This window comes from Kribbella sp. NPDC031520 (assembly GCF_055580825.1).
Genome location: NZ_JBVIKS010000001.1, coordinates 1,554,190 through 1,577,659, shown reverse-complemented (window position 1 = coordinate 1,577,659; position 23,470 = coordinate 1,554,190). Strand labels below are relative to the sequence as shown.

At 68.8% G+C, this 23,470-nt stretch carries 21 protein-coding genes; 17 read left to right on the top strand and 4 right to left on the bottom strand.

Annotated elements, in window-relative coordinates:
• Window positions 1-2 precede the first annotated feature (2 nt).
• Window positions 3-1,406 carry a family 43 glycosylhydrolase gene (locus tag ACZ5BU_RS07940; RefSeq protein WP_465696486.1) on the bottom strand — a complete coding sequence of 468 codons (1,404 nt, stop codon included), beginning with the start codon at window positions 1,404-1,406 and terminating at the stop codon, window positions 3-5.
• Window positions 1,407-1,524: 118 nt separating this feature from the next.
• On the bottom strand, window positions 1,525-1,791 hold the full coding sequence (locus ACZ5BU_RS07935) for a hypothetical protein (RefSeq protein ID WP_465696485.1): 267 nt from the start codon (window positions 1,789-1,791) through the stop codon (window positions 1,525-1,527).
• Between the two features lie 137 nt (window positions 1,792-1,928).
• Here ACZ5BU_RS07935 and ACZ5BU_RS07930 point away from each other — a divergent pair, with 137 nt between their 5' ends.
• The 9 genes from ACZ5BU_RS07930 (at window position 1,929) to ACZ5BU_RS07890 (ending at window position 10,269) form a co-directional block, all read left to right on the top strand.
• On the top strand, window positions 1,929-2,144 hold the full coding sequence (locus tag ACZ5BU_RS07930; RefSeq protein WP_465696483.1) for a hypothetical protein: 216 nt from the start codon (window positions 1,929-1,931) through the stop codon (window positions 2,142-2,144).
• A 107-nt stretch (window positions 2,145-2,251) separates the two neighbouring features.
• Window positions 2,252-2,875: an excalibur calcium-binding domain-containing protein gene (locus ACZ5BU_RS07925; protein ID WP_465696481.1), complete on the top strand. Its 624-nt coding sequence runs from the start codon at window positions 2,252-2,254 to the stop codon at window positions 2,873-2,875.
• A gap of 282 nt (window positions 2,876-3,157) precedes the next feature.
• Window positions 3,158-3,391: a hypothetical protein gene (locus ACZ5BU_RS07920; protein WP_465696479.1), complete on the top strand. Its 234-nt coding sequence runs from the start codon at window positions 3,158-3,160 to the stop codon at window positions 3,389-3,391.
• 267 nt (window positions 3,392-3,658) lie between these two features.
• Window positions 3,659-5,080 carry an FGGY-family carbohydrate kinase gene (locus ACZ5BU_RS07915; RefSeq protein ID WP_465696477.1) on the top strand — a complete coding sequence of 474 codons (1,422 nt, stop codon included), beginning with the start codon at window positions 3,659-3,661 and terminating at the stop codon, window positions 5,078-5,080.
• Entirely contained in the window at window positions 5,077-5,694 is a 618-nt protein-coding gene (locus ACZ5BU_RS07910; RefSeq protein WP_465696475.1) for a histidine phosphatase family protein, read from the top strand. The genes ACZ5BU_RS07915 and ACZ5BU_RS07910 overlap by 4 nt, the downstream gene beginning before the upstream one ends.
• Window positions 5,691-6,491, top strand: a complete 801-nt coding sequence (locus ACZ5BU_RS07905; protein ID WP_465696474.1) for a DeoR/GlpR family DNA-binding transcription regulator — start codon at window positions 5,691-5,693, stop codon at window positions 6,489-6,491. The genes ACZ5BU_RS07910 and ACZ5BU_RS07905 overlap by 4 nt, the downstream gene beginning before the upstream one ends.
• 10 nt (window positions 6,492-6,501) lie before the next feature.
• Complete coding sequence (locus tag ACZ5BU_RS07900) at window positions 6,502-7,962, top strand: FGGY family carbohydrate kinase (RefSeq protein ID WP_465696472.1); 1,461 nt, start codon at window positions 6,502-6,504, stop codon at window positions 7,960-7,962.
• Window positions 7,959-8,978, top strand: coding sequence for a 2-hydroxyacid dehydrogenase (locus ACZ5BU_RS07895; protein WP_465696471.1), 1,020 nt, complete (start codon window positions 7,959-7,961; stop codon window positions 8,976-8,978). The genes ACZ5BU_RS07900 and ACZ5BU_RS07895 overlap by 4 nt, the downstream gene beginning before the upstream one ends.
• A 100-nt stretch (window positions 8,979-9,078) precedes the next feature.
• The gene (locus ACZ5BU_RS07890) at window positions 9,079-10,269 is read left to right on the top strand and encodes a Gfo/Idh/MocA family protein (protein WP_465696469.1); all 1,191 of its coding nucleotides are present in this window, start codon (window positions 9,079-9,081) and stop codon (window positions 10,267-10,269) included.
• Between the two features lie 222 nt (window positions 10,270-10,491).
• Here the strand turns inward: ACZ5BU_RS07890 and ACZ5BU_RS07885 are convergent, their stop codons facing one another.
• Entirely contained in the window at window positions 10,492-10,902 is a 411-nt protein-coding gene (locus ACZ5BU_RS07885; RefSeq protein WP_465696468.1) for a hypothetical protein, read from the bottom strand.
• Window positions 10,899-11,579: a GntR family transcriptional regulator gene (locus ACZ5BU_RS07880; protein WP_465696467.1), complete on the bottom strand. Its 681-nt coding sequence runs from the start codon at window positions 11,577-11,579 to the stop codon at window positions 10,899-10,901. The genes ACZ5BU_RS07885 and ACZ5BU_RS07880 overlap by 4 nt, the downstream gene beginning before the upstream one ends.
• Before the next feature lie 118 nt (window positions 11,580-11,697).
• Here ACZ5BU_RS07880 and ACZ5BU_RS07875 point away from each other — a divergent pair, with 118 nt between their 5' ends.
• The 8 genes from ACZ5BU_RS07875 (at window position 11,698) to ACZ5BU_RS07840 (ending at window position 23,404) form a co-directional block, all read left to right on the top strand.
• Window positions 11,698-14,412: a UxaA family hydrolase gene (locus tag ACZ5BU_RS07875; RefSeq protein WP_465696465.1), complete on the top strand. Its 2,715-nt coding sequence runs from the start codon at window positions 11,698-11,700 to the stop codon at window positions 14,410-14,412.
• 62 nt (window positions 14,413-14,474) lie between these two features.
• Window positions 14,475-15,317: a fumarylacetoacetate hydrolase family protein gene (locus ACZ5BU_RS07870; protein WP_465696463.1), complete on the top strand. Its 843-nt coding sequence runs from the start codon at window positions 14,475-14,477 to the stop codon at window positions 15,315-15,317.
• Window positions 15,314-16,789: an aldehyde dehydrogenase (NADP(+)) gene (locus tag ACZ5BU_RS07865; RefSeq protein ID WP_465696461.1), complete on the top strand. Its 1,476-nt coding sequence runs from the start codon at window positions 15,314-15,316 to the stop codon at window positions 16,787-16,789. The genes ACZ5BU_RS07870 and ACZ5BU_RS07865 overlap by 4 nt, the downstream gene beginning before the upstream one ends.
• Window positions 16,786-18,606: an IlvD/Edd family dehydratase gene (locus tag ACZ5BU_RS07860; RefSeq protein ID WP_465696460.1), complete on the top strand. Its 1,821-nt coding sequence runs from the start codon at window positions 16,786-16,788 to the stop codon at window positions 18,604-18,606. The genes ACZ5BU_RS07865 and ACZ5BU_RS07860 overlap by 4 nt, the downstream gene beginning before the upstream one ends.
• A gap of 59 nt (window positions 18,607-18,665) precedes the next feature.
• Window positions 18,666-19,910, top strand: coding sequence for a nickel pincer cofactor-dependent isomerase, group 22 (locus ACZ5BU_RS07855; protein WP_465696458.1), 1,245 nt, complete (start codon window positions 18,666-18,668; stop codon window positions 19,908-19,910).
• Complete coding sequence (locus tag ACZ5BU_RS07850; RefSeq protein ID WP_465696456.1) at window positions 19,907-20,773, top strand: U32 family peptidase; 867 nt, start codon at window positions 19,907-19,909, stop codon at window positions 20,771-20,773. The genes ACZ5BU_RS07855 and ACZ5BU_RS07850 overlap by 4 nt, the downstream gene beginning before the upstream one ends.
• Window positions 20,763-22,130 (top strand): FAD-binding oxidoreductase, encoded by a 1,368-nt coding sequence (locus ACZ5BU_RS07845; RefSeq protein ID WP_465696454.1) that lies wholly within the window; start codon window positions 20,763-20,765, stop codon window positions 22,128-22,130. The genes ACZ5BU_RS07850 and ACZ5BU_RS07845 overlap by 11 nt, the downstream gene beginning before the upstream one ends.
• Window positions 22,130-23,404: an alpha-L-fucosidase gene (locus tag ACZ5BU_RS07840; protein WP_465696727.1), complete on the top strand. Its 1,275-nt coding sequence runs from the start codon at window positions 22,130-22,132 to the stop codon at window positions 23,402-23,404. Before ACZ5BU_RS07845 ends, ACZ5BU_RS07840 begins: the two co-directional genes overlap by 1 nt.
• The last annotated feature ends 66 nt before the right edge of the window (window positions 23,405-23,470 follow it).

Genomic DNA, 23,470 nt, shown 5'->3' with positions numbered 1-23,470 from the left:
GTCTAGTAGACCTCGACGCGGTCCAGGCTGATGACTGCGCTGGTCGATGACGGGTTCTTGTTGCCGGTCACGCGCACCCGGACGGTGTGCGGGCCGGGCGGCAGGGTCGGGCTGATGTACATGAGTTGTTCGCCGACGCGGATCGAGCTGTAGTAGTCGACGGTCTGCTCGGGTCCGCCGTCGACGGAGATGGCGGCGATGCCGTTGCCGGTGTCGGCGACGCTGAGGAGGGCTACCTGGGTGCCGGTGAAGCTGATGGTGGCGGTCGCGTTCGGATCCCAGCTCCAGTGGTCGTTGCCCCAGAAGCACTGGTTGCCGCAGCCGGATCCTGAGCTCCACGCACCGGTGTACGCGACGGCGGCGTCGGTGTCGTTGATCCAGTAGTTCGACGAACCGGGGTCGCCGGACGGCAGGTTCTGGGTCGCGCCGGCGGCGAGCGGGCGGCCGAGGTTCGGTGTACCGTCCGCGTTCCAGGTGATCTTCTGGACCCGGGTGGTGCGGAACGAATACGTGTACACGCTGGTGTTCTTCCCGTGGTACGCGATCCAGTCCTCGGTGCCGTCGGGCGACTTGAAGAACGAGTGGTGCCCGGGACCCCACACGCCGGTGTCGTCGTTGCGGGAGAAGATCGGCCCGGCGTGCTGCACCCAGTTCGACGCGACCATCGGGTCGGCGCCGTTCGCGATGCTCTTCATCCACAGCTGGTAGTCGGGCTTCCCGGTGTCGCACGTCGAGTACGTCAGGTACGTACGCGTCGCGCCGTACAACGGAGTCGGCCCTTCACGTACCTCGCTGCACCCGCCGTCGGCCGGGATCGCGACGCGGCCGCCGACCGACGTCCACGGGTTGCTCATCCGGATGATGTACAGCTGCGCCGGTCCGCCCTGACCACGGCCCGGGCCGGTCCAGACGAAGTACTGCTGGCCGTTGATCGTGAACGGCTCGCCGTCGATCGCGTACTCGCCGAAGTCGGCGATCTTCGCCTTGAAGCTGTACGGCCCGAGCGGATCGTCACCGGCCGACTCGAGGACGTACATCCGGTGGTTGGCGTCCACACCGTCCGAGGCCGTGTAGTAGACGTACCAACGGCCACCGACGTGGCGGAACGCCGGTGCCCACATCTGGGTGTTGCGACTCGGGTCCGTGTCCCGCCACACCACCTGCTCGGGTTGCACAAGCAGGGTCGCGAGGCTGGTGGACGACCAGATCCCGATCCGGTCGCCGCGGGTGGTCGCGACGTAGTACTTCCCGTTGTAGAACATCATCGACGGATCAGCCGACGGGTTCACCGGGTTCCGGAACGTCTGCGACGTCACAGCTTTCTCCCGGAATTCGGCGGCTGATGCGGCCGGCGTCAGCACACCGAGCAGCAGAAGGACGGATACGGCGGCACGAAAGAATCGCATGACACACCTCGGGAAACCTGGGGGCGGACCAGTCTCACTTCGGTTGTACCGTCGCTTTACCATCGTTGTAAACCATTGCGACGAGAACCGAACGGTCCGCCACTCGGCGAACCCAGGTCTACCGCCCGCGGTTCTTCTTCGCGGCCTTCTCCTGCGCCTTCTGGACGGCCTTGCCCACCGCTGCCTCGGCCCGCTTGACGTTCTTCGCAGCGGACTTGTTGGCCTGGTTCTCGGAACGAACTGCCTGGTGGGCCTGCGCGGTTCCGCGCAGAAAGCGCCGCATCTCCGCGCCGTTGGCTGCCGTGTCGTCCTGCCGCTCGTAAGCCTGGCCGAGCGCTTCCCGAGCCCTACGTACCGCCCGCGGTTCCTTCGGTTCCCTGGCCATGAGAATCTCCTTCGTCGCTTGGTCGAACCTGATGCCGGGTACGACGAGACGCTAAAACGCGGGGTTCCGGGTGTGGAGCTATTCGACCTGGGTCGAAACCCAGGAACCTGCGAACGAGAACCGGCGTCTTACCCGGCATGAAGCTCAAGGTGCGGGTCGTGCATTACCGGCACGACTGCTGGTACGCCGACATCGACGACGCCGAGGACCGGCAGCCGGACGACCCGTTCTGGTACGCCGACTGCGCGACGCAGGCCGAGGCCATCGCCCTCGCCTGCACCCAGCTCGCCGCCCTTGAGTCCCCCGGCGCAAAACCCTGCCGCCTCAGCGAGACCCGCGCGCAGGTCGCCTAGCCCGCACGCCCGGGGCGCTTCGATCACCACCGAGTACATGCGCGATCGAACGCTCTGTAACACAGAGCCACGGTGACTGGATGTAACCCCCGAGGGGGGAACTCACCATGGCAACTTTCAACTCGCCACCGGGCTGGCCGGCACCGCCGGCCCCGGGATGGCAACCACCACCCGGCTGGAAGCCGGACCCGTCGTGGCCGGCGGCGCCGGCTGGATGGGCGTTCTGGCTGGACGCCCGGGGCAGGCGGACGCGCGGGCCGAGTGGGCGGTACGGCGCTGAGTCGCCGACCAAACTGATCGCCGCGTGGGCGGTGGGCGCGGGCGCGTTCGTCGTGATTCTGGCTGCGATCGCTGGTGGCAACACTCCGGCAGCATCTGCGCCAGGGGCGACGGTCACCGTTCCCGGACCGACTACCACGGTGACGGTCGCCGGGCCAGCCATCACCGTGCAGCAGACCGTGCCTGGGCCGACAACGACCGTGACGCAGGCGCCGCTTCCGGCGCGGACTGTCACGGTTCCCGCTCCGCGGACGACTACCAAGACGACCGAGCCGGTGCCGTTGGTGCAGAGGACGCAGAGTACGGCGCCGAAGACGAGCGAGCCGTCGGACAGCACCTACTACGCGAACTGTGCGGCCGTCCGCGCCGCTGGAAAGGCGCCGCTGTACCGAGGGCAGCCTGGTTATGCCTCGCATCTGGATCGTGACGGGGACGGTGTTGCCTGCGAGTAGCTGTGGGCAACAATGCGACCACACTCGGCTCACCTGTGGACGAAAGCTGTGGATATCCAGGTGATTGCTGTGGACAACCTGTGGATGGGGCAACAGGTTCAAGTGCCGATGCACGTGCAGTCCGGGGAGTGAGAGAGCGCTTGCCGGTGGGGTGTTTCGGTGCTGGGATGTGGGCTTAGCGCGGATGAAACTTTACGAAGATTTGTCCGTGACGTTCGGCGCGGCGGATCGTTGATTCGTCAGGTAGGCAGCGGATCGCGTGAAATTCGGAGGGAGCTGCTCGTGCACAAGTTCAACACCCCGCCTGACTGGCCCGAACCGCCCAGCGACACCTGGCGCCCGCCGGTCGGCTGGCAGCCGGATCCCGCCTGGCCCGCGGCGCCGAAAGGCTGGCGGTTCTGGCTGAACCGCAACGGCCGCCACACCAGCGGCCCAATCGGCGCCTACGGCGCAGTAGACGCCGGCCGCCTAGAACTGGCAACAGTCGACCCCGGCCTCCTCCTAATGCACTCCTGACCAACCCGTACTTCGGCGCGCGCTCCCGCACTCCAGCGCCGCGTGCTCCAGCGCTCCACCGGCGCGTGCTCGCGCACTCCCGTGCTCCTGGTTCGCGGCTCCCGCGCCGCGCATTCCCGCACTCCAGCGCCCCGCGCTCCAGCGCCGCGTGTGCTTCGGTGTTCCGGGGGCGGGTTGTGGCCGTCTTCGGTCAGAGGTGTGGTGGGGAGTTATCGCGTTCTGGTGTTATGTTATCAGCGTAGATAACAGCTACCTGGGAGGCGATACGTGGGCTGGATCGGGCTCGATCTCGGCACGCAGAGTGTGCGGGCTGTGCTGGCCGATGCCAACGGCTCGGTGCTGGCCCGGGCCGCTCGCCCGCTGGCGAGCTGGCGCGACGGCGTCCGGCACGAGCAGGATCCGCGGGAGTGGCTGACCGCAGTCGACGCAGTCCTCGCCGAGGTCGGCGTTAGCGGCGTGGACGGCATCGGCCGCGAGGTCGGCACCAGTGGCGCGGACGGCATCAGCCGTGGGGTCGGCATCAGCCGCAGGGTCGGCACCAGCGTGGACGGCATTGCGATCTGCTCCACCTCCGGCACCTTTCTCCTCACCGACCGCGACGGCCGCCCGGTCACCCCGGCTCTGATGTACGACGACGCCCGCGCGGCCGCCCGTCGCGACCAGATCGTGGACGCCGACCCGGACCGCTGGGCGACGAGCATGCAGCCCACCTGGGCGCTGCCGAAGATCCTCGACCTGGACCTGACCGACCGCCGGATCGTCCACAGTGCCGACTTCGTCGCCGCGCACCTCGTCGGCCACCCGGTCGCGACCGACACCAGCCACGCCCTCAAGACTGGGTACGACCTGATCGCCGAGGCCTGGCCCGCGGCCGCGTTCGACAAGCTCGGCCTGCCGCTCGACGCCTTCCCCGAGGTCGTCCGCCCCGGCACCGAACTCGGTCGCACGCCGTACGGCGTCCCCGTCTACGCAGGCATGACCGACGGCTGCGCCGCGCAGATCGCCGCCGGCGCGCTCGCCCCCGGCGCATGGAACTCGGTCCTCGGTACGACGCTCGTCCTCAAGGGCGTCAGCGCCGACCTCATCACCGACCCCACCGGCGCTGTCTACAGCCACCGCCACCCCGACGGCGGCTGGCTCCCCGGCGGCGCGTCCAGTACGGGCGCCGGCGTACTCACCGAACTCCTGCCCGGCGCCGACCTCGACGCCCTGGATCACGCTGCGCACCCGGTCAACGCGGTCGTCTACCCGCTCACCAAGACCGGCGAGCGGTTCCCGTTCGTCGCACCGCAGGCCGAGCGCTTCACCCTCGGCAGCACCCCGGACGACCTGCACATGTATGCGGCCGTGCTCCAAGGCGTCGCGTTCATCGAGCGGCTCGCGTTCGAACACCTGGAGAAGCTCGGCGCCGACCCGGTCCGCTCGGTCTCGCTCACCGGCGGCGCGACCCGCAGCGGTTACTGGAATCAGTTGCGCGCCGACGTTCTCGGCGTACCGGTAGACCTCCCGGCCGTGCCGGATCCGGCGTACGGCATGGCTGTGCTCGCCGCGTCCGGTGGGCACGACCTCACTGGTACGGCCCGACGCATGGTGCGGGTAGGCCGCGTACTGGAGCCACGCGGCGAACGACTCGACGACCTGTACGGCGACTTCGTCGCGGAGCTCGACCGCCGGGGGTACCGGTCATGAGGACGACGATCGTGCTGGCCCGCCACGGCCGGACCGAATGGCATCACGGCAACCGATACACCGGTTCCACGGATCTGCCGATCGACGAGGTCGGCGTACAGCAGGCCCAACAGTTGAAGGAGTGGGCCCTCGACTATGCACCGGACGCGCTCTGGTGTTCGCCGATGCTCCGGGCCCGCCAGACCATCGCGCCGATCGCGGAAGCCCTGAAAACCGAGCCGACCGTCGACGCGCGGCTGCGGGAGGTCGACTTCGGGTCCGCCGAGGGAAAGATGCTGAGCGAACTGCCGCCCGCGGTCGCCAAGGCGTTCGAGCTGGACCCGGTGCGGGACCACTTCCCGGGCGGCGAGGATCCGGCCGATGCGGCCGATCGGGTGCACGAGGTTTTCGACGAGATCGGCCGGCAGCACCAGGGGCAGAAGGTGTTCGCGGTCGCCCACAACACGCTGATCCGGTTGCTCGTGTGCAGGGTGCTGGGACTGCGGCTGAACGACTACCGCAGACTGCTACCTGCACTCGGTCCCGCGGCGCTGGTGCGCTTCCGGTGGCAGGACGGCACAGTGGGTCTCGAGGCGTACAACATTCCTGCTCTGCGTTTGGAGACCCTGGCATGACATCGGATCTCGACGGCGATACGACCGAGCTGAGCCGTCCCGCGCGCCGGCAGGCCGAGATCGCGGCGTACGTCGTGAAGAACGGCTCGGTCTCGGCGAACGACCTGGTCGAGGCGTTCGGCGTGAGCGTGATGACCGTGCACCGCGACCTGGACGAGCTCGAACGGCAGGGCGTGGTCCGCAAGTACCGCGGCGGCGTCAGCGCGCAGCCGACCAGCGTGTTCGAGAGCAACGTCGCGTACCGGCTGAACACCGCGCACGCCGAGAAGCTCGCGATCGCCCGGCATGCCCGGACGATGATCGAGCCCGGGATGTCGGTGATGCTCGACGACTCGACCAGTGCGCTGGCGCTGGTCGACCTGTTCGAGGACATCACACCGTTAACCGTGGCAACGAACTTCCTGCCCGCGATCACCAAGCTCGCGCAGCTCCGCGACATCACGCTGCTGGCACTCGGCGGGATCTACTCCGCGACCCATGACTCGTTCGGCGGGATGCCGTGCGCGGAGGCGGTCGAGGCGTTGCACACCGACCTGCTGTTCTGCTCGGTGTCCGCGGTGTCGCCGACGCACGCGTTCCACCAGGAGGAGGAGATCGTCCTGGTGAAGCGCGCGATGCTGCGGTCCGCCAAGACCAAGGTGCTGTTGGTCGACCACGGCAAGTTGCAGCGGACGGCCCTGCACCGGCTCGCACCGCTGACCGACTTCGACATCGTCGTGGTCGACGAGAAGACCCCGAAGGACCTGATCGAACCGCTGCGCGACCACGGCGCGACCGTGGAGGTCGCCGAACTCTAGGAGGGGGCTTATGGACGTTGGGGTAGACGTCGGCACCACCGTGACCAAGGCGGTCGCCTTCGACGCCGACGGCCGCCCACTGGCCGAGGCCTCCCGGCCGACGCGCCTGGTTCATCGCAGTACCGGGCGATTCGAGCACGAGACCGAAGAGATAGTTGCCTCGGTCAACGAGGTCGTCCAGGAGCTGGCCGGCGCGGTCGGGAACCGGCCCGGCGTGCTGGCGATCACCGCGCAAGGTGACGGCCTCTGGCTGGTCGACGACGAGGGTACGCCGGTCCGCCCGGCGATCTCGTGGCTGGACGCGCGGTCGAGCCCGATCCTCGAGCGCTGGACGTCGGACGGTGTCGCCGAGCGCGTGTTCCGGCGATCGGGCAACCGGATGTTTCCTGGTGCGTCGGGACCGCTGCTGGCCGCAGTACGGGCGGAAGAGCCTGAGGTGATCGATCGGGCCGGTACGGCGGCGTACTGCAAGGACGTGGTGATGCAGGCGTTGACCGGAGTACGCGCGACGGATGTCTCGGACGCATCGGCGCCGTTTCTTGATCCCAGGACCGGGGACTACGACGCGGAGGCGCTGGCGGCGACGGGGCTGTCCGAGGTGCGTCACCTGTTGGCGCCGGTTGCGGGGGGTGGGCCGGTTGGCGAGTTGCGTGACGACTCGACCGGCTTGGCCCCCGGGACCAGGGTGTCTGCCGGACCGTACGACCTGCCCGCCGCTGCGGCCGGCGCGGGAGTGACCGATCCGGGAGACGCGCTTCTTACTGTCGGTACGACGTTGGCGTGCCAAGTCGTCACCCGTGAACTGCCTGTCGACGGTGAGCCTGCGGGGTTGTTCCTCGGGACTTGGACGCCCGGCGTCTGGTTGCGCGCGATGCCGGCCATGGTCGGTACGGCGGCGCTCGATCGCGTACTCGCTCTCGTTGGTGTGACCACCGATCAGCTCCCGGCGCTCCTCCAGGACAGCCAGCCCGGCGCGGCCGGCGTGACCGTACTGCCCTACCTGTCGGAGGCGGGCGAGCGCGCGCCATTCGTCGACACGAGAGCGCGCGGCACCATCGACGGACTTTCGCTCTCGACGACGACCGCGGACTTGGTTCGCGCGACCTGTGAAGGCATCGCGTACGCGGCCCGCCACTGTCTCGAAGCGGCCGGCTGGACCGGGCGCGTGACGGTGTGCGGCGGTGGGGCCCGAAGCAGCGAGTGGACGCAGATCCTCGCCGACGTACTGAATGCGCCGCTGCACACCGCCGAGGCCGAACAGGTCGCCGCTCGCGGCGCCGTGATCTGCGCCCGGCGCGCGGTCGACCGGGACAGCGCCGGCCCGGAATGGATCGCCGAGACCCGCCAGGTCGACCCGGATCCGGCGCGCGCCGCGTTCTACGCCGACGGATACGCCCACTACCTGTGCCGGATCGAGGCGGCCCGCCCGCGCTGGTCCGACCCGGCACCTACCTTCTCTGGAGATCGATGAGAACCGTCAGGACCCTGCTCGCCGGCGACCACTTCGTCCGGAACGAACAGCTGGCCGCCGCGCTGGGCGGGATCCCGGACGTCGCGTTCGAGTTCCGCGAGGTCACGTTGCCGTGGCCGCTGACGCCGTACGGGCGGGTGGCCGAGGTGGACGAGGCGAGCGACGCGGAGGAGCAGCTGATCGAGGCGCTGGCCGGTGTGGAGCTCGCGGTCACCCAGATGGGGCCGTTCACCGAACGCGTCCTGGCCGCCGCGCCCGACCTGCGGTACCTGGTCGTCTGCCGCGGCGGACCGGTGAACGTCAACGTGGCCGCTGCCGCCCGGCGCGGGATCGCCGTCGCGTCGACGCCCGGGCGTAACGCGGTCGCCGCCGCCGAGCACGCGGTCGCGTTGATGATGGGTGCCCTGCGCAACCTTCCGCGGCTGCAACGAACGCTCGAGCAGGGCGAGTGGCGCTCCGACCTCTACGCGTACGACGAATGCGGCGGCGAGCTCGATGGGTCGACCGTCGGCCTGGTCGGGTACGGCGCGATCGGTCAACGGGTCGCCCGGGTGATGCTCGCGTTCGGCGCTCACGTCCTCGTGTCGGACCCGTACGTCGAACAGGCGCCGGACGGCATCGAGCTCGTCGAGCTACACGAGTTGCTGCGGCGCTCGGACGTGGTCAGCCTGCATGCGCGCCTGACCGATCAGACGCGCGGCATGATCGGCGCCGAGGAGATCGCCTCGATGCCACGGGGCGCCGTACTCGTGAACACCGCCCGTGGCGGTCTGCTCGACTACGACGCGACCGTGGACGCGCTGGAATCGGGGCACCTCGGCGCCGCGGCGTTCGACGTCTTCCCGTCCGAGCCGCTGCCCGAAGGCTCGCGGCTGCTGACCGCACCGAACATCGTGATGACCCCGCACCTGGCCGGAGCGACCCGGCAGACCGCGCACCGCGCCGGATCGATCGCGGCCGAGGCCGTCGCGGCGTTCCTGGCCGGAAAGGACCCGGTCGGACTGGTCCGCGCGTAAGCGCTCGCGGTCGTGTTGGCGGTGGTGTCGGCGGAGTCACATGTTCCAACGTCTGAATATGTTCTTCCGTGGAACATAAATGTGTGATTGCCTGGTCCGCATGGGAATCAGCATCGGTGTGGTCGGAGCGGGCCAGTTCGCCCCCTCGTTCCTGCGGTTGTGGTCGGCGCACCCGGACGTGTCCGAGGTGCGGCTGACCGACGTCATCCCGGAGCGGGCAGCGGAGATGGCGGCCAAGCAGGGCATCAAGGTGACGCACGCGTCGTTCGAGGAGATGCTCGAGTCGGACCTGGACGCGGTCGCGATCTTCACGCAGCGCTGGCTGCACGGGGAGATGGCGATCAAGGCGCTCGAGGCCGGGAAGCACGTGTACTCGACGGTCCCGATGGCGATCGAGGCCGACCAGATCGCCCGCATCATCGAGCTGGTCAAGGAGACCGGGCTCACGTACATGATGGGTGAGACCAGCTTCTACTACCCGTCCTCGGTGTACTGCCGGCAGAAGCTCGCCGAGGGCGCGTTCGGCCGGCTGTTCTACTCCGAGGGCGACTACGTCCACGACATGGACCTCGGGTTCTACGCCGCGTACCAGTACTCGGGCGGCGACGACTGGAAGAAGACCGCGTCGTTCCCGCCGCTGCTCTACCCGACGCATGCCGTCGGCAACGTTCTCTCGGTGACCGGTCAGCACGCCACGCACGTGTCGGCGATCGGCGTCAAGGACGACCGCGGCGACGGCGTCTTCGACAAGGACGTCAGCCAGTTCGACAACGACTTCTCGAACGCGACCGCGCTGTTCAAGCTCGCCGACGGCGGCATCATGCGTACGAACGAGATGCGCCGCGTCGGGTACCCGTCGCACATCCGTGAGTCGCGGCTGCGCGTGTTCGGTACCGAGGGCAGCTTCGAGCAGCTCGCCACCACGACGCTCTGGCAGAACAAGCAAGGCGTCGAGGACGTCAGCCACCTGATGGAGACGAAGCCGACCGGCGATGACGCCGACCTGGCGAACGTCGACCCGGCGCTGCGCGACGCGTTCCGCTCCGGTCTCTCCCCGGTCCACGACCGCTCCCGCCTGCCGAAGGAGTTCGATGGCCTGCACAACGGTCACGAAGGCTCCCACCACTTCCTCGCCGACGACTTCGTCCGCGCCGTCGCCGACAAGACCCTCCCGCCCATCAACGCCTGGGTCTCCGCCCGCTACACCCTCCCGGGCATCTACGCGCACCAGTCCGCGCTCCAGGGCGGCGTACAGCTAGAAATCCCCGACCACGGCGACGCCCCGGCCTGACCTAAGAGGTAGTCCGTTCAACGCCGATCCGCGAGGCGCGCACGCCGCGTGAACCCGGCCTTCGCGCGGGAAATGCGGAGGTGGGGAGGATTTTGTCCCGGATCGGGAAGAAGATCCTCCCCAAGGCCCCGACAGGCACGTGGGTGGTCGCGCGGTGGCCGGGAATTTGCCGGGGAGTCGGCCGGCGGGCGGACGCTCGCGGGTGGGTTCTGCGAGGTTGGGTCAGCCGGGTACGGCGATCTTGTCCAAGGCGGTCCACGGGAGGATGCGGACGGCGACTGCTGGCTGGTGTTCTAGTTCGGCGCGGAGGAGGCGGTGGATGCCGTCGAGGATGGTGATGCGGTTGTCGGGGCGGTGTACTGCGTCCAGTGGGTGGCGGAGATCGGCGGACCGGGTGCGGGCGTACTGCTCGTGATAGGCGACGGGATCTGCCGCGACCTGGCGAGGGGTGACCTGGAACGGGCGACCGTCGTACGTCCAGAACGGCAGGTCGAGGTGGTGGGCGAGGTCCGCGACGGCCAGGTGCGTGATGGGCAGATCCAGAGCGTGCAGGCGGTTGAGGTCCCAGTGGAAGTCGAGGATGTACGCCGTCAGCTCGGGCGGGATCGACAGTGGGAAGAAGCGCCGGGTCATTCGTAGATGCGGCGGAGGCGGAGGGTCATGGAGTTTTCGATGTGTTGGGTCATTGCGGCTTCGGCTGCTGTTGGGTTGCCGGAGCTGATGGCTTCGACGAGTGTGCGGTGTTCGGTGAGGACCTCGGGGCCGATGTCGCGGTCGTAGTGGAGGCGGAAGATGTGCAGGTGGCAGTGGGTACGTTCGAACGCCAGCCGGACCTGGTCGCTCCCGGACAAAGACGCGATCAGCGAGTGGAACCGGTTGTCGTGGACGGTCAGCGACTTGTAGCCGGCGTAGTCGCTCGATGTCGGCTCGACGGCCGTCGCCAGCTCGGCCTTCAACCGCGCGACACCCTCGGGAGAGATCAGTTCGGCGGCGCGGCGGGCCGCCCACGGCTCCAGCAGCAGCCGGAACCGGTACAGGTCGTCGAACTCCTCGAGCGACAGCAGCGGCGTCGCGCGATAGCCCTTCAGCGGCTCCTTCACCGCGAGCCCCTCCGACTCCAGCCGCGCCAGCGCCTCGCGGACCGGCGTCGACGACACCTGGAACTCGCGGGCCAGCCCGTCGATCGAGATCCGCGCGCCGGGCCGGATGACGTGGTCCATCAGCATCGTCTTGATCGCCTCGTACACGTCGTCGGCGAGCATCTGCCGCCGGAGCAGCCGCCGGTCCACCGGCGCCACTGACTCGCTCATCTGATCTCCGGGATCTGGTCGCGGTCTTGACCCCACCGGTCGGGTTCGGCAGGGTAACACTGGTAATCATGCATCATGCACGATTTCGGCCGGAGCTAGCTATGGGGAGTCGCGAACGATGGTGAGGTTCGAACAGGTCGGCGTGCTGCCCGAGCCCGGTGACAACGTCGCGATCGCCTCGCAGCGGCTGGCGGCCGGGACCGAGGTCGAGCTCGACGGTACGACGGTCACGCTGCCGCACACCGTTCTCGAAGGGCACCGCTTCGTGGTCGCTCCGGTCGCGACCGGCGGAGCGCTGACGTCCTGGAACACCGCCTTCGCCCGCGCGTCCCGCGACCTCGTCCCCGGCGACTACGTCTGTACGCCGACCAGCCTCGCGGCAGTCGCCGCGCGCGGTGTGGAAGGACTTCCGACGGAGCCGTCCGCGACCAACGAGCCGCTCGACCCGTACGAGCTCGACGAGTCCGCGCTGAACTTCGGCGCCCAGGTGACGAGCGTCGAGCAGCCCGGTACGTTCCTCGGCTACCCGCGCGCACAAGGCCCGGCCGGTACCCGGAACCACGTCGTACTGCTGGCGACGAGTTCGCGCAGCAGCGGATTCGTCACCGAGCTCGCGCGCCGGTTCTCCCACGCGGCCGCGGGCGACGGTGTCGTACCGGTCGCACACACCGAGGGCGGCGAGGACGACGTACCGAACAACCTGCACTTCCTGCTCGCCACGCTCGGCGGCTTCACGCTGAACCCGAACGTCGGCGCCGTACTGATCGTCGACACCGAGGGCGACGTCGTGTCCGGCGCGGCGATCAAGAACTTCCTTGCCGAGCACAACTACCCGTCGATCGAGGTGCCGCACGCGTACTTCACCCGGAGCGCGGGCTTCGAGCACGACCTGACCGCAGCGGGCGCGCTGATCGAGCCGTGGCTCCCGATCGTGGACGCCCAGCCGCGCGTCGAGGTCCCGCTGGCCGACCTCAAGATCGCCCTCCAGTGCGGTGGAAGTGATGCGTTTTCCGGAATTTCCGCGAACCCGCTGGCCGGTCAGGTCAGCGCGGAAATCATCCGGCACGGCGGTACGGCGGTCCTCGCGGAGACCGACGAGCTGATCGGCGCCGAGCCGTACGTGCTGAACAACGTCCGCGATCTCGCCACCGCGAAACGTTTTCTGGCCACCATCAGGTCGTTCAAGGAACGGGTCGGCTGGCACGGGCACACCGCCGAGGGCAACCCGTCCGGCGGAAACGTGTACCGCGGCCTGTACAACATCGTGCTGAAGTCGATAGGGGCGGCGCGGAAACTGCCGCGCGAGGTCCGGCTGGACCACGTGATCGACTACGGCGAACCGCTGCCCGGCGACGGGTACATCTTCATGGACAGTCCCGGCAACGACCTCGAGTCGGTGGCCGGCCAGATCGGCAGCGGCTGCAACCTGATCTTCTTCACCACCGGCAACGGCTCGATCACCAACTTCCCGTTCGTCCCGACGCTCAAGTTCGTCACGACCAGCGCGCGGTACGAACGGTTGCACGCCGAGATGGACGTCGACGCCGGCCGGTACCTGACCGGTACGTCGATGGCGGACCTGACCGCGGAGACGTTCGACCTCGTCGTCAGGGTCGCGTCCGGCGAGCAGACCGCGGGCGAACGCGCCGGGCACAGCCAGGTGTCGATCTGGCGGAACTGGAAGCAGACCGGTCCGCGTGACGGGATCTCGATCACCACCGACGGCCGGATGGCCCGCAAGCTCACCGACCTTCCGGCCGAGGACCGCGACGCTCCGCTCGACGGCCAGCCACATCCCGGCCTGACGTCGGACGGCCGCACCTTCGCCAATCTCCTGAAGGTCGACGACGGATTGGTCCCGGAGGCGGTCGGCCTGATCCTGCCGACCAGCCTGTGCTCCGGCCAGATCGCGCTGCGCCTCGCGGCCCAGGCGGAGCTGGAGAAATGGGCCGCCAACGCGGTCACCCGGATGGTCGCGCTCCCGCACACCGAGGGCTGCGGCAGCAGTGGTGGTGCGTCGGAGGAGACGTTCGCGCGGATCATGCTCGGCTACCTCCTGCACCCGAACACCCGGATGGCGCTGCTCCTCGAGCACGGTTGCGAGAAGACGCACAACGACTACTTCCGCTCGCGGCTCGTCGAGGCGGGCGCGGACCCGTCCCGGTTCGGCTGGGCGAGCATCCAGGCCGACGGCGGTCTCGACGCGGTCGGCAGCAAGGTCAAGGACTGGTTCACCGGCTTCGACCTCCCGGCCCCGGTCGAGCAGACGGGCGATCTCGGCGCGCTGACGATCGGCCTGGAGGCGCGCGGCCCGTTCTCGGACCGGACCGCCGAGGCGTTGGCGCTGATCGGCCGGGAGATCGTCGGCTCCGGCGGTTCGGTCGTACTGTCGTCGCGTGGTGCTCTGCTCGCGCATGAAGGCTTTCGTACGGCGGCGTTCGGATCGGCGGCGGAGGTCGGGCCGACCGTCGCGCACGGGCAACGGCTCGCGGCTCCGGGGTGGCACATCATGCGGATGCCGGGGACGGACTGGATGGAGACGGCCACCGGGTTCGGGGCGACCGGTGTCCAGCAGATCCTGGCGCATGTTGCCGGTGGCACCTTGTCGGCGCAGCGCTTCGTACCAGTCGTCGAGTTCAGCAACGATCCGGAGACGGTCGCGACGTACGGCGACGACCTCGACGCGGTGGCCACCGGTGACGCGGCCGAGCGGGCGCGGATCGGACTCGACACGATCGCCGCGGTCGCGAGCCGGCGGCTCGTCCCGAAGGCGGTTGCCTCCGGCAACATAGGTTTCCAGATCACCCGCGGTTTGCTCGGTACGTCGATGTGAAAGGCCTGTCAATGCACCTGGTCCGATATCTCTCCCCGATCGACGGTCGGCCCGTCCCTGGTGTGCGCACCGGTGACTCGGTCGCTCCGCTGGAGGGCGTCAACAGCGTCGCCGAACTGCTACGGCTGCGGCTCGACGAGCTCCAGGCCGCGGTCGGCAAGGTCGGCGCGGAGCTTCCGGCCGAGGGGCTGAAGTTCCTGCCGCCGCTCGACGGTCGCGGTGAGGTGTGGTGCGCCGGCGTGACGTACGAGCGGTCTCGCGGCGCGCGGATGGAGGAGAGCAGCGAGCAGTCGGTGTACGACAAGGTGTACACCGCCGACCGCCCCGAGTTGTTCCAGAAGGCGCCGGCCTGGCGGGTCGTCGTCGACGGCGAGCCGGTCGGGATCCGCACCGACTCAGGTCACGACGTACCCGAGCCGGAGCTCGCGGTCGTTGCCAACAGCCACGGTGAGATCGTTGGCTTCACCATCTGCAACGACATGAGCTCGCGCTCGATCGAGGGCGTGAACCCGCTGTACGTCCCACAGGCGAAGCTGTTCGCCGGTGGCTGCGCGCTCGCGTCCGGGATCCGCCCGGTCTGGGAGGTCGCCGACCCGAAGGCGCTCGGCATCAACCTGTCGATCCGGCGAGGTGACGACGAGGTGTTCAGCGGTACGACGTCCACCGACAAGCTCGTCCGCGACCTGCAGGACCTGATCGACGTACTGTTCTTGCCGAACGACTTCCCCGACGGCGTGATCCTTGCCACCGGCACCGGAATCGTCCCGGAACTCGACTTCGCGCTGGCCGAGGGCGACGTCATCACGATCACCATCGACGAACTCGGCACCCTCACCAACCCGGTGGCCACCGGTCGCGAACCGTTCGCATTCCTGGCAACAGACAACCTGGAAGGACTCCGATGACGCAGGACACCACCCCCGCCGAGCTCGAGCAGGTGCTGGCCGCGGCCGCGGCTGCCGCACCCGCCTTCGGCTCCTCGGAGCCTGCCGTGCGGGCCGGCTGGATCCGCGCGGTGGCCGACGCGCTCGACGCCGCCTCCGGGGAGCTGGTGCCGATCGCCATCCGGGAGAGCTCGCTCCCCGAGGCACGGCTGACCGGCGAGGTGGCTCGGAGTACCGGGCAGCTGCGGATGTTCGCGGACGCGCTCGAAGAAGGCTCGCTGCTCGAAGTCACCATCGACACGAAGGACCCGCAGGCCAAGCCTGTTCCGCGGCCCGACCTGCGCCGCGTACTGGTACCGCTCGGGCCTGTACTGGTGTTTGCTGCCAGCAACTTCCCGTTCGCGTTCAGCGTCTGCGGCGGCGACACTGCGTCCGCACTCGCGGCGGGCTGTCCGGTGATCGTCAAGGCGCACCCCGGTCACCCGGAGCTTTCCGCGCGAACCGCCGCGGTGATGATCGAAGCCCTCGAGAAGGCCGGTGCGCCGGACGGTACGTTCGGACTGATCGCCGGCTTCGACGTCGGTGTCACCGCGCTCAAGGACCCGCGGATCACCGCGGCCGGCTTCACCGGGTCCGTACCGGCCGGCAAGGCGCTGCACGAGATCGCGGTCACCCGCCCGGAGCCGATCCCGTTCTACGGCGAGCTCGGCAGCCTCAACCCGGTGTTCGTCACCCAGGCCGCGGTCGATGCCCGCGGCAAGGACATCGCGACCGGGTACGTCGGCTCGTTCACGCTCGGCGTCGGCCAGTTCTGCACCAAGCCCGGCCTGCTCTTCCTCCCGGCCGGCCACGGTCTGCAGGACGAACTGACCACCGCGGTCGGCGCCGTCGCCGGGGCGAAGATGCTGAACGAGCGGATCGAGCAGGGCTTCACGTCAGGCCTGGACCGGCTGCAGAAGGTGGACGGTCTGCGCGTCTGGTCGGCGGGCGGTGATGCCGCGACTGGCGCCGCCGCGCCCACCCTGCTGCAGACCACCGTGCCCGAGCTGCTCGCCCGCCGCGACGAGATCCTCGAAGAGTGCTTCGGCCCGCTCTCGATCGTTGTCGAATACAACGGTCACGACGAGCTGGTCAAGGCAGTCGATGCGTTCGAAGGCAACCTGACCGCAACCCTCCACGCCGAGGAATCGGATGCCGAACTGGCCCGTGAACTCCTGCCGAAGCTGACGGCACGGGCGGGCCGTGTGCTGTGGAACGGCTGGCCCACCGGCGTAGCCGTGTCCTGGGCCCAGCACCACGGCGGCCCGTTCCCGGCCACGGTCGGGTCGATCCACACCAGCGTCGGCGTCACCGCGGCCCGCCGGTTCCAGCGCCCGGTCACGTACCAGGACGCGCCCGACGCGGTGCTCCCCGACGTACTCAAGGACTCCAACCCGGCCGGGATCACCCGCCGGGTGAACGGAACCGTGACCACAGGTGAGGTGTCGCGATGACTGATGTGCCTCCGACCAACGACCCGGCCGAGGGCGAGGTCCTGGCCGGTGAATCCGCGCCGTCGACGAGCGGGCGGCGGAGTTTCGACCACTGGTTCGGCGAACACGGCCGGAACGGGTTCATCCACCGGTCCTGGATGAAGGCGCAAGGCTTCACCGAGGAGGTGTTCGACGGTCGCCCGGTGATCGGGATCTGCAACACCTGGTCCGAGCTGACGCCGTGCAACGCGCACCTGCGCCGGCTGGCCGAGTCGGTCAAGCGCGGCGTCTGGCAGGCCGGCGGGTTTCCGCTGGAGTTCCCGGTGATGTCGCTCGGCGAGACGCTGCTGCGGCCGACCGCGATGCTGTTCCGGAACCTGCTCAGCATGGACGTCGAGGAGTCGCTGCGCGGCAACCCGCTCGACGGCGTCGTCCTGCTGACCGGCTGCGACAAGACCACGCCAGGCTCGATCATGGGCGCGGCGAGCGTCGACCTGCCGACGGTGGTCGTCACCGGCGGCCCCATGTTGAACGGCAAGTTCCGCGGCTGCGACATCGGTTCCGGTACGGCGGTCTGGCGGTTCACGCAGGACCTGAACGCCGGGCGGATGTCGGCCGAGGACTTCGCCGCGGCCGAGGCCGGGCAGTCCCGCAGCAATGGCCATTGCATGACGATGGGCACGGCGTCCACGATGGCCTGCATGGCCGAGTCGCTCGGCCTCCAGCTGACCGGCGGCGCCGCGATTCCCGCGGTCGACTCGCGCCGGTACGTGATCGCGCAGAAGTCGGGGCAGCGGATCGTCGAGATGGTGCGCGACGACTTGAAGATCAGCGACATCCTGACCCGGGACGCGTTCGCGAACGCGGTCCGCGCGAACGCCGCGATCGGTGGTTCGACCAACTTCGTCATCCACCTGCTGGCGATCGCGGGCCGGGTCGGCGTCGACGTGACGCTCGACGACATCGACGAGTGGGCGCGCGGCGTCCCGTGGCTGGTCGACCTGCAGCCCTCCGGGAAGTACCTGATGGAGGACTTCTACTACGCCGGCGGCCTGCCCGCGGTGATGAAGGAGATCCAGCCGCTGCTGAAGACCGACGCGATCACGGTCACCGGCAGGACGATCGGCGAGAACATCGCGAACGCGGAGCGGATCGAGGCGACGTACCCGGGCGCCGCCCACGACGGCGAGACGTACGCCGTGATCCGTCCGGTCGGCGATCCGCTGGGCAGTGGCGCGGGAACCGCCGTACTGAAGGGAAATCTCGCGCCGGACGGTGCCGTCATCAAGCAGTCGGCCGCGTCCGAGCGGCTGTCGCGGCACCGCGGGAAGGCGCTGGTGTTCAGCAGCATCGAGGAGTACGACCAGGCGGTCGAGGATCCTGACCTCGACGTCGACGAGGACACCGTGCTGGTCCTGCAGAACGCCGGGCCGCGCGGGTACCCGGGGATGCCGGAGGTCGGCAATATGACGATCCCGCGGAAGCTCGCGGAGATCGGCGTGGACGACATGGTACGGATCTCGGACGCCCGGATGAGTGGTACGGCGTACGGCACCGTCGTGCTGCACATCACGCCGGAAGCGGCCGTCGGCGGCCCGCTCGCCCTGGTCCGTACCGGCGACTGGATCGAACTCGACGTACCGGCCCGGCGCCTGCACCTGGACGTCTCCGACGAAGAACTCGAGAAGCGCCGAGCCGACTGGCAGCCACCCACACCACCCACCGACCGAGGCTGGGCCCGCCTCTACGTAGACCACGTAACCCAGGCGAACCAGGGCTGCGACCTCGACTTCCTAGTAGGCCGCACCGGCTCAGCCGTAGCCCGCCAGAGCCACTGATGGACTGGGGCCCGTTCGAAGCGATCCGTGGGCTACGGCCCACCGGATCGCTTCCGCAGGTGACACCGATCCGGCGGATCCTCACCGAGCTGCCGGTTTCGGCCGACCCGTACGCCGACGCACAGGCGGCGCTTGCTCCGCTTCGGGAACGGATCCGTCCTGGTGCACGGATCGCCGTGACCGCGGGCAGCCGGGGGATCCGGGACCTGGTGCCAGTGGTGAAGGCAGCAGTGGACTGGTTGCGACAGGCAGGCGCCGAGCCGTTCGTGACCCCCGCCATGGGATCGCACGGCGGTGCGACAACCGACGGACAACGGGAGATGCTCGCAGGGCTCGGCATCACCCCGGAAACCGTTGGCTGTCCCATCGAAGCAACGATGGAAACCATTGTCGTCGGCACCCTCGCCGACGGCACCGAGGTCCACCACGACGCGATCGCCGCGAAAGCCGACGGAGTACTCCTGGTCAACCGGGTCAAACCGCACACCGACTTCCGCGGCCCGATCGAGAGTGGGATCGCGAAGATCCTCGCGATCGGCCTGGGCAACCACCGTGGCGCAGCCTCCCTGCACGCCGGTGGCATCCCGTCGCTCGGCGGCAACATCGAGGCAGCCGCCCGGATGATTGTTGCGCAGGGCAAGATCCTCGGTGGCCTCGCGATTCTGGAGAACGCGGACGACCGGACCGCCTCGGTCGAGCTACTCGAAGCAACCGGCATCGCGGAAGCGCCGGAAATCGCTTTACTGCAACGGGCTTCCAGCCTGCTCGGACGTCTCCCGTTCGACCAGCTGGACGTCCTGGTCATCGACGAACTGGGCAAGGACAAGTCCGGCGCCGGTATGGACACGAACGTGATCGGCCGCTGCTGGGTGCACGGCATCCCGGAGTTCGAGTCACCGGACATCGCCGCGATCAGCGTGCACTCGCTGTCGCCGGCCTCGCACGGCAACGCGTCCGGCCTCGGTCTCGCCGACGTCATCCCCGCGCGTCTACTCGAGCAGATCGACCTCAACGCGACCTATGTGAACGCGCTGACCTCCGGCGCGGGCGGCGCCCGACGGTCGCGGCTGCCGATGGTGATGGAGGACGACGAGGCCGCCGTACTCGCTGCCGTGACGATGTGCGGACGGCGGCACTGGTCCGAGCTCCGGCTGGCCCGGATCAAGGACACCTTATCGCCGAACGAGTTGATGGTGACACCGGCCCTGGTCACCGAGGCGGCCGAGCGATTCGACCTGGAGATCACCGGTACGGCGCGCGACCTGGCGCCGGCCGGACGACTCGGACCTTGGAGCGACAGATGAACCTCCGCGAAGCCCGTGCGCTGCTCGCCGACCGCGGTTTCCGGCCCGGCGAGACGTCGGCGAAGACGTTCTCCGACGGCTCGCCGTACAAGGTCGAGATCCCGTCCTGCGAAGGCCCGCGGGTGATGACGGCGGTCCTGGAGGAGGCCAAGGAGCGCGGCGTCACGATCGACCGGGTGTCGCAGGGCAGCGGCGTGATGATGCTGACCGACGGCGAGATCGAGGAGATGCTGTCGCTGGGTGCATCCGCAGGCGTCGAGGTCTGCCTGTTCCTCGGGCCGCGCGGTGCCTGGGACATCGGTGGCCAGGCCAAGGTCTCGGCCGCGGTCGGCGGTGTTGCCCGCGGCAACGACCAGGTGGCGGCGTCGTTGTGTGACGCGTTCCGCGCGGTCGAGCTCGGTGTACGGAGCCTGCTGGTCGGGGATATCGGCGTACTGGAAATCCTGGGTCAGTTGAAGATCGAGGGTGAGTTGCCCGCGGATCTGGTACTGAAGACCTCGGTGCTGATGCCGTTGCCCAACGCACCGACCGCGCGGCTGTACGAACGGCTCGGCGCGACCAGCCTGAACGTGTCGACCGACCTCCCGGTGCCGGTACTGGCGGAGATCCGTTCGGTGACGACGGTACCGATCGACATGTACATCGAGGTCCCCGACGACCAGGGCGGCCACGTGCGCTTCTACGACGTACCGGAGATCGTCCGGGTCGCGGCGCCGGTGTACCTGAAGATGGGTCTGCGGAACGCCCCGAACATCTACCCGGTCGGCGCACATCTTTCCGGTACGGCAGAGGCGCTCGGGCGGGAGCGGGTCCGCCGCGCGGAGCTGATCCTGCGGCTGCTTGCGGAGCAAGATGAGGGCTGAGTTCGGCGACCGGCTGCGATCGGTCCTCGGTGAGGTCGTCGACGATCCGGACATCCTGGACAGTCATCGCAACGACCACGCGACGTTCTGTACGGCGGGTGTGCCGCGGGCGTTGGTACGGCCAACGAGTACGGCCGAAGTGCAGGAGGTCATGCGGCTCGCGTCGGAGTTCCGCGTACCGGTGGTCACGCAAGGCGCCCGGACCGGGCTGTCCGGCGCGGCGAACGCGGTCGATGGCTGTCTCCTGTTGTCGACAGCCCGGCTGAACCGGATCCTGGAGGTCTCGGTCGAGGACCAGGTCGCCGTCGTACAACCCGGTGTGGTGAACGCTTCGTTGTCGCGGGCCGTCCTGGAGCAGGGGCTGTTCTATCCGCCGGATCCGTCGTCGTGGGAGATGTCAACGATCGGCGGGAACATCGCGACGAACGCGGGCGGGCTGTGTTGCGTGAAGTACGGGGTGACGTCGGACTTCGTCCGCGGCCTGGAGGTCGTCCTCGCTTCCGGTGAGGTGGTACGCACCGGCCGGCGACCCGCGAAGGGTGTCGCCGGCTACGACCTGACCCGCCTGATCGTCGGCTCCGAAGGCACCCTGGGGATCGTCACCGAGGCCACACTGGCGCTCCGGCCGGCCCCCGAGGCTGCCCTCACCGCCGCCGCGACCTTCCGCACCATCGAGGACGGCATCGCGGCCGCCGCCGCCGTGATGGCGTCGGGTCTCCGTCCGTCCCTGTTGGAGTTCCTCGATCAACCCACGCTGCGAGCGATCCAGGACTATCGCGACATGGGACTTCCGAGCGATGTCGGCTCGATGTTGCTGGCCCAGTCCGACCGGGGAGCGCGGGCGGCTCAGGATGTCGCGCAGATCGCCGCAATCTGTTCTTCCCATGGCGCTGTGGAGGTAGCGGAGGCCTCGGACGCCGAGGAATCGGCCATGCTGCTGGAGGCGCGGCGGCTGGTCAACCCGGCCCTGGAACGGCTCGGGATCACGCTCATCGACGATGTGTCGGTACCGCGTTCGAAGCTGGTCACGTTGCTGCGCGGTATCGCCGACATCGGCACGCGGTACGACGTACTGATCTTCTGCCCTGGGCATGTAGGCGACGGGAACATGCATCCGACCGTGGTGTTCGACCGGAACGACGCGGCGGCCGAAGCACGGGCGCTGGAGGCGTTCGGGGCGGTGATGGAGTTGGGGCTGCGGCTCGGTGGGACGATCACCGGCGAACACGGAATCGGCACGTTGAAGGCGCAGTGGCTGGAGACCGAACTCGGGCCGGTCGGGCTGGAGCTGCACCGCCGGATCAAGGCCGCGTTCGATCCGTTGAACCTCTTGAACCCCGGGAAGGTGCTGTTGTGATGGATGCTTCGGCCGTACGTCCGTCGGCGCGGCAGCTCGCCTGGCAGCGGCAGGAGCTCACGGCATTCGTGCACTTCGGGCCGAATACGTTCTCCGATCTGGAGTGGGGGACCGGGCTGGACGATCCGGCGCTCTTCGATCCCTCCGAGTTGGACTGCTCGCAGTGGACGCGGACGTTGGCCGGCGCAGGGTTCAAGAGCGTGATCCTGACGGCCAAGCATCACGACGGGTTCTGTCTGTGGCCGAGCAAGTTCCTCGCGCATACCGTTGCTGCGTCTCCCTATCGCGGGGACGTCGTGGGGGAGTTGGCGTCAGCCTGTGCCGCTTCGGGTCTTGGGTTCGGCGTGTATCTGTCGCCGGCTGACCTCTACCAGGAGAAGGCACCCGGTGGGTACTACGGGAACGGCAGCCCGGCGGTCCCGTCGCGGATCGGTGAGTTCGAGTACGTCGTCGACGACTACAACCGCTTCTACCTCAACCAGCTACACGAGTTGCTGACGTCGTACGGGCCGATCTCCGAGGTGTGGCTGGACGGGGCGAATCCGACGCACAGCGCGCAGACCTATGCGTTCGACGCTTGGTTCGACCTGATCCGGCGGCTGGCGCCGGACGCGACGATCGCCGTCGGCGGGCCGGATGTGCGGTGGGTCGGCAACGAGGACGGGTTCGCGCGGGAGACCGAATGGAGCGTCGTACCGTTCGCTGACGGCGCCATGGTTGCGGAGCAGACAGCTCGCGACGTGGCCGGTCCGGAGCTGATCGCTCGCGCCGACGAACTGCGGTGGTACCCGGCGGAGGTCGACGTGTCGATCCGGCCCGGCTGGTTCTACCACGCGAGCGAGGACCCGGCGGTGAAGCCGGTCCCCGAACTCCTGGACATCTATCGCAAGTCGGTCGGGCGGAACGCCGTACTCCTCCTCAACATCCCACCCGACCGCCGCGGCCTCTTCGCAGACCCGGACGTCGAGGCGCTGACCGGCTTCGGTGCCGCGGTCCGCGAGTACTACGACACCCCGGTCACGCTTCCCGGGCGCCTGAACGTCCTCGACCTCCGGGAGAACATCGAGCACGGGCAACAGGTCGAGTCGTTCGCGGTAGACGCATTCGTGGACGGCTCGTGGCAGGAGATCGCAGTCGGTACCACCATCGGCCACCGCCGGCTCCTGCCGCTCGACGAGCCGGTGTCCGCGGCCGACGTACGCCTCCGCATCCTCGCCACCCGAGCCGAAACCGAAGTACACCTCACCGCCCACTACGACCCGACGATCGCGTAGTCCCCCTGCCCGGAGTCGAACCAGGAACCGAGCCTTCGGAGGGCCCGGCGAGATTCCGTCACCAGG

Coding starts and splice junctions, on each gene's coding strand:
- ACZ5BU_RS07860 (WP_465696460.1), top strand. CDS start 16,786: ATGACTGATGTGCCTCCGACCAACGACCCGGCCGAGGGCGAGGTCCTG.
- ACZ5BU_RS07940 (WP_465696486.1), bottom strand. CDS start 1,406: ATGCGATTCTTTCGTGCCGCCGTATCCGTCCTTCTGCTGCTCGGTGTG.
- ACZ5BU_RS07845 (WP_465696454.1), top strand. CDS start 20,763: ATGAGGGCTGAGTTCGGCGACCGGCTGCGATCGGTCCTCGGTGAGGTC.
- ACZ5BU_RS07895 (WP_465696471.1), top strand. CDS start 7,959: ATGAGAACCGTCAGGACCCTGCTCGCCGGCGACCACTTCGTCCGGAAC.
- ACZ5BU_RS07885 (WP_465696468.1), bottom strand. CDS start 10,902: ATGACCCGGCGCTTCTTCCCACTGTCGATCCCGCCCGAGCTGACGGCG.
- ACZ5BU_RS07865 (WP_465696461.1), top strand. CDS start 15,314: ATGACGCAGGACACCACCCCCGCCGAGCTCGAGCAGGTGCTGGCCGCG.
- ACZ5BU_RS07930 (WP_465696483.1), top strand. CDS start 1,929: ATGAAGCTCAAGGTGCGGGTCGTGCATTACCGGCACGACTGCTGGTAC.
- ACZ5BU_RS07850 (WP_465696456.1), top strand. CDS start 19,907: ATGAACCTCCGCGAAGCCCGTGCGCTGCTCGCCGACCGCGGTTTCCGG.
- ACZ5BU_RS07910 (WP_465696475.1), top strand. CDS start 5,077: ATGAGGACGACGATCGTGCTGGCCCGCCACGGCCGGACCGAATGGCAT.
- ACZ5BU_RS07925 (WP_465696481.1), top strand. CDS start 2,252: ATGGCAACTTTCAACTCGCCACCGGGCTGGCCGGCACCGCCGGCCCCG.
- ACZ5BU_RS07900 (WP_465696472.1), top strand. CDS start 6,502: ATGGACGTTGGGGTAGACGTCGGCACCACCGTGACCAAGGCGGTCGCC.
- ACZ5BU_RS07880 (WP_465696467.1), bottom strand. CDS start 11,579: ATGAGCGAGTCAGTGGCGCCGGTGGACCGGCGGCTGCTCCGGCGGCAG.
- ACZ5BU_RS07905 (WP_465696474.1), top strand. CDS start 5,691: ATGACATCGGATCTCGACGGCGATACGACCGAGCTGAGCCGTCCCGCG.
- ACZ5BU_RS07890 (WP_465696469.1), top strand. CDS start 9,079: ATGGGAATCAGCATCGGTGTGGTCGGAGCGGGCCAGTTCGCCCCCTCG.
- ACZ5BU_RS07840 (WP_465696727.1), top strand. CDS start 22,130: ATGGATGCTTCGGCCGTACGTCCGTCGGCGCGGCAGCTCGCCTGGCAG.
- ACZ5BU_RS07875 (WP_465696465.1), top strand. CDS start 11,698: ATGGTGAGGTTCGAACAGGTCGGCGTGCTGCCCGAGCCCGGTGACAAC.
- ACZ5BU_RS07935 (WP_465696485.1), bottom strand. CDS start 1,791: ATGGCCAGGGAACCGAAGGAACCGCGGGCGGTACGTAGGGCTCGGGAA.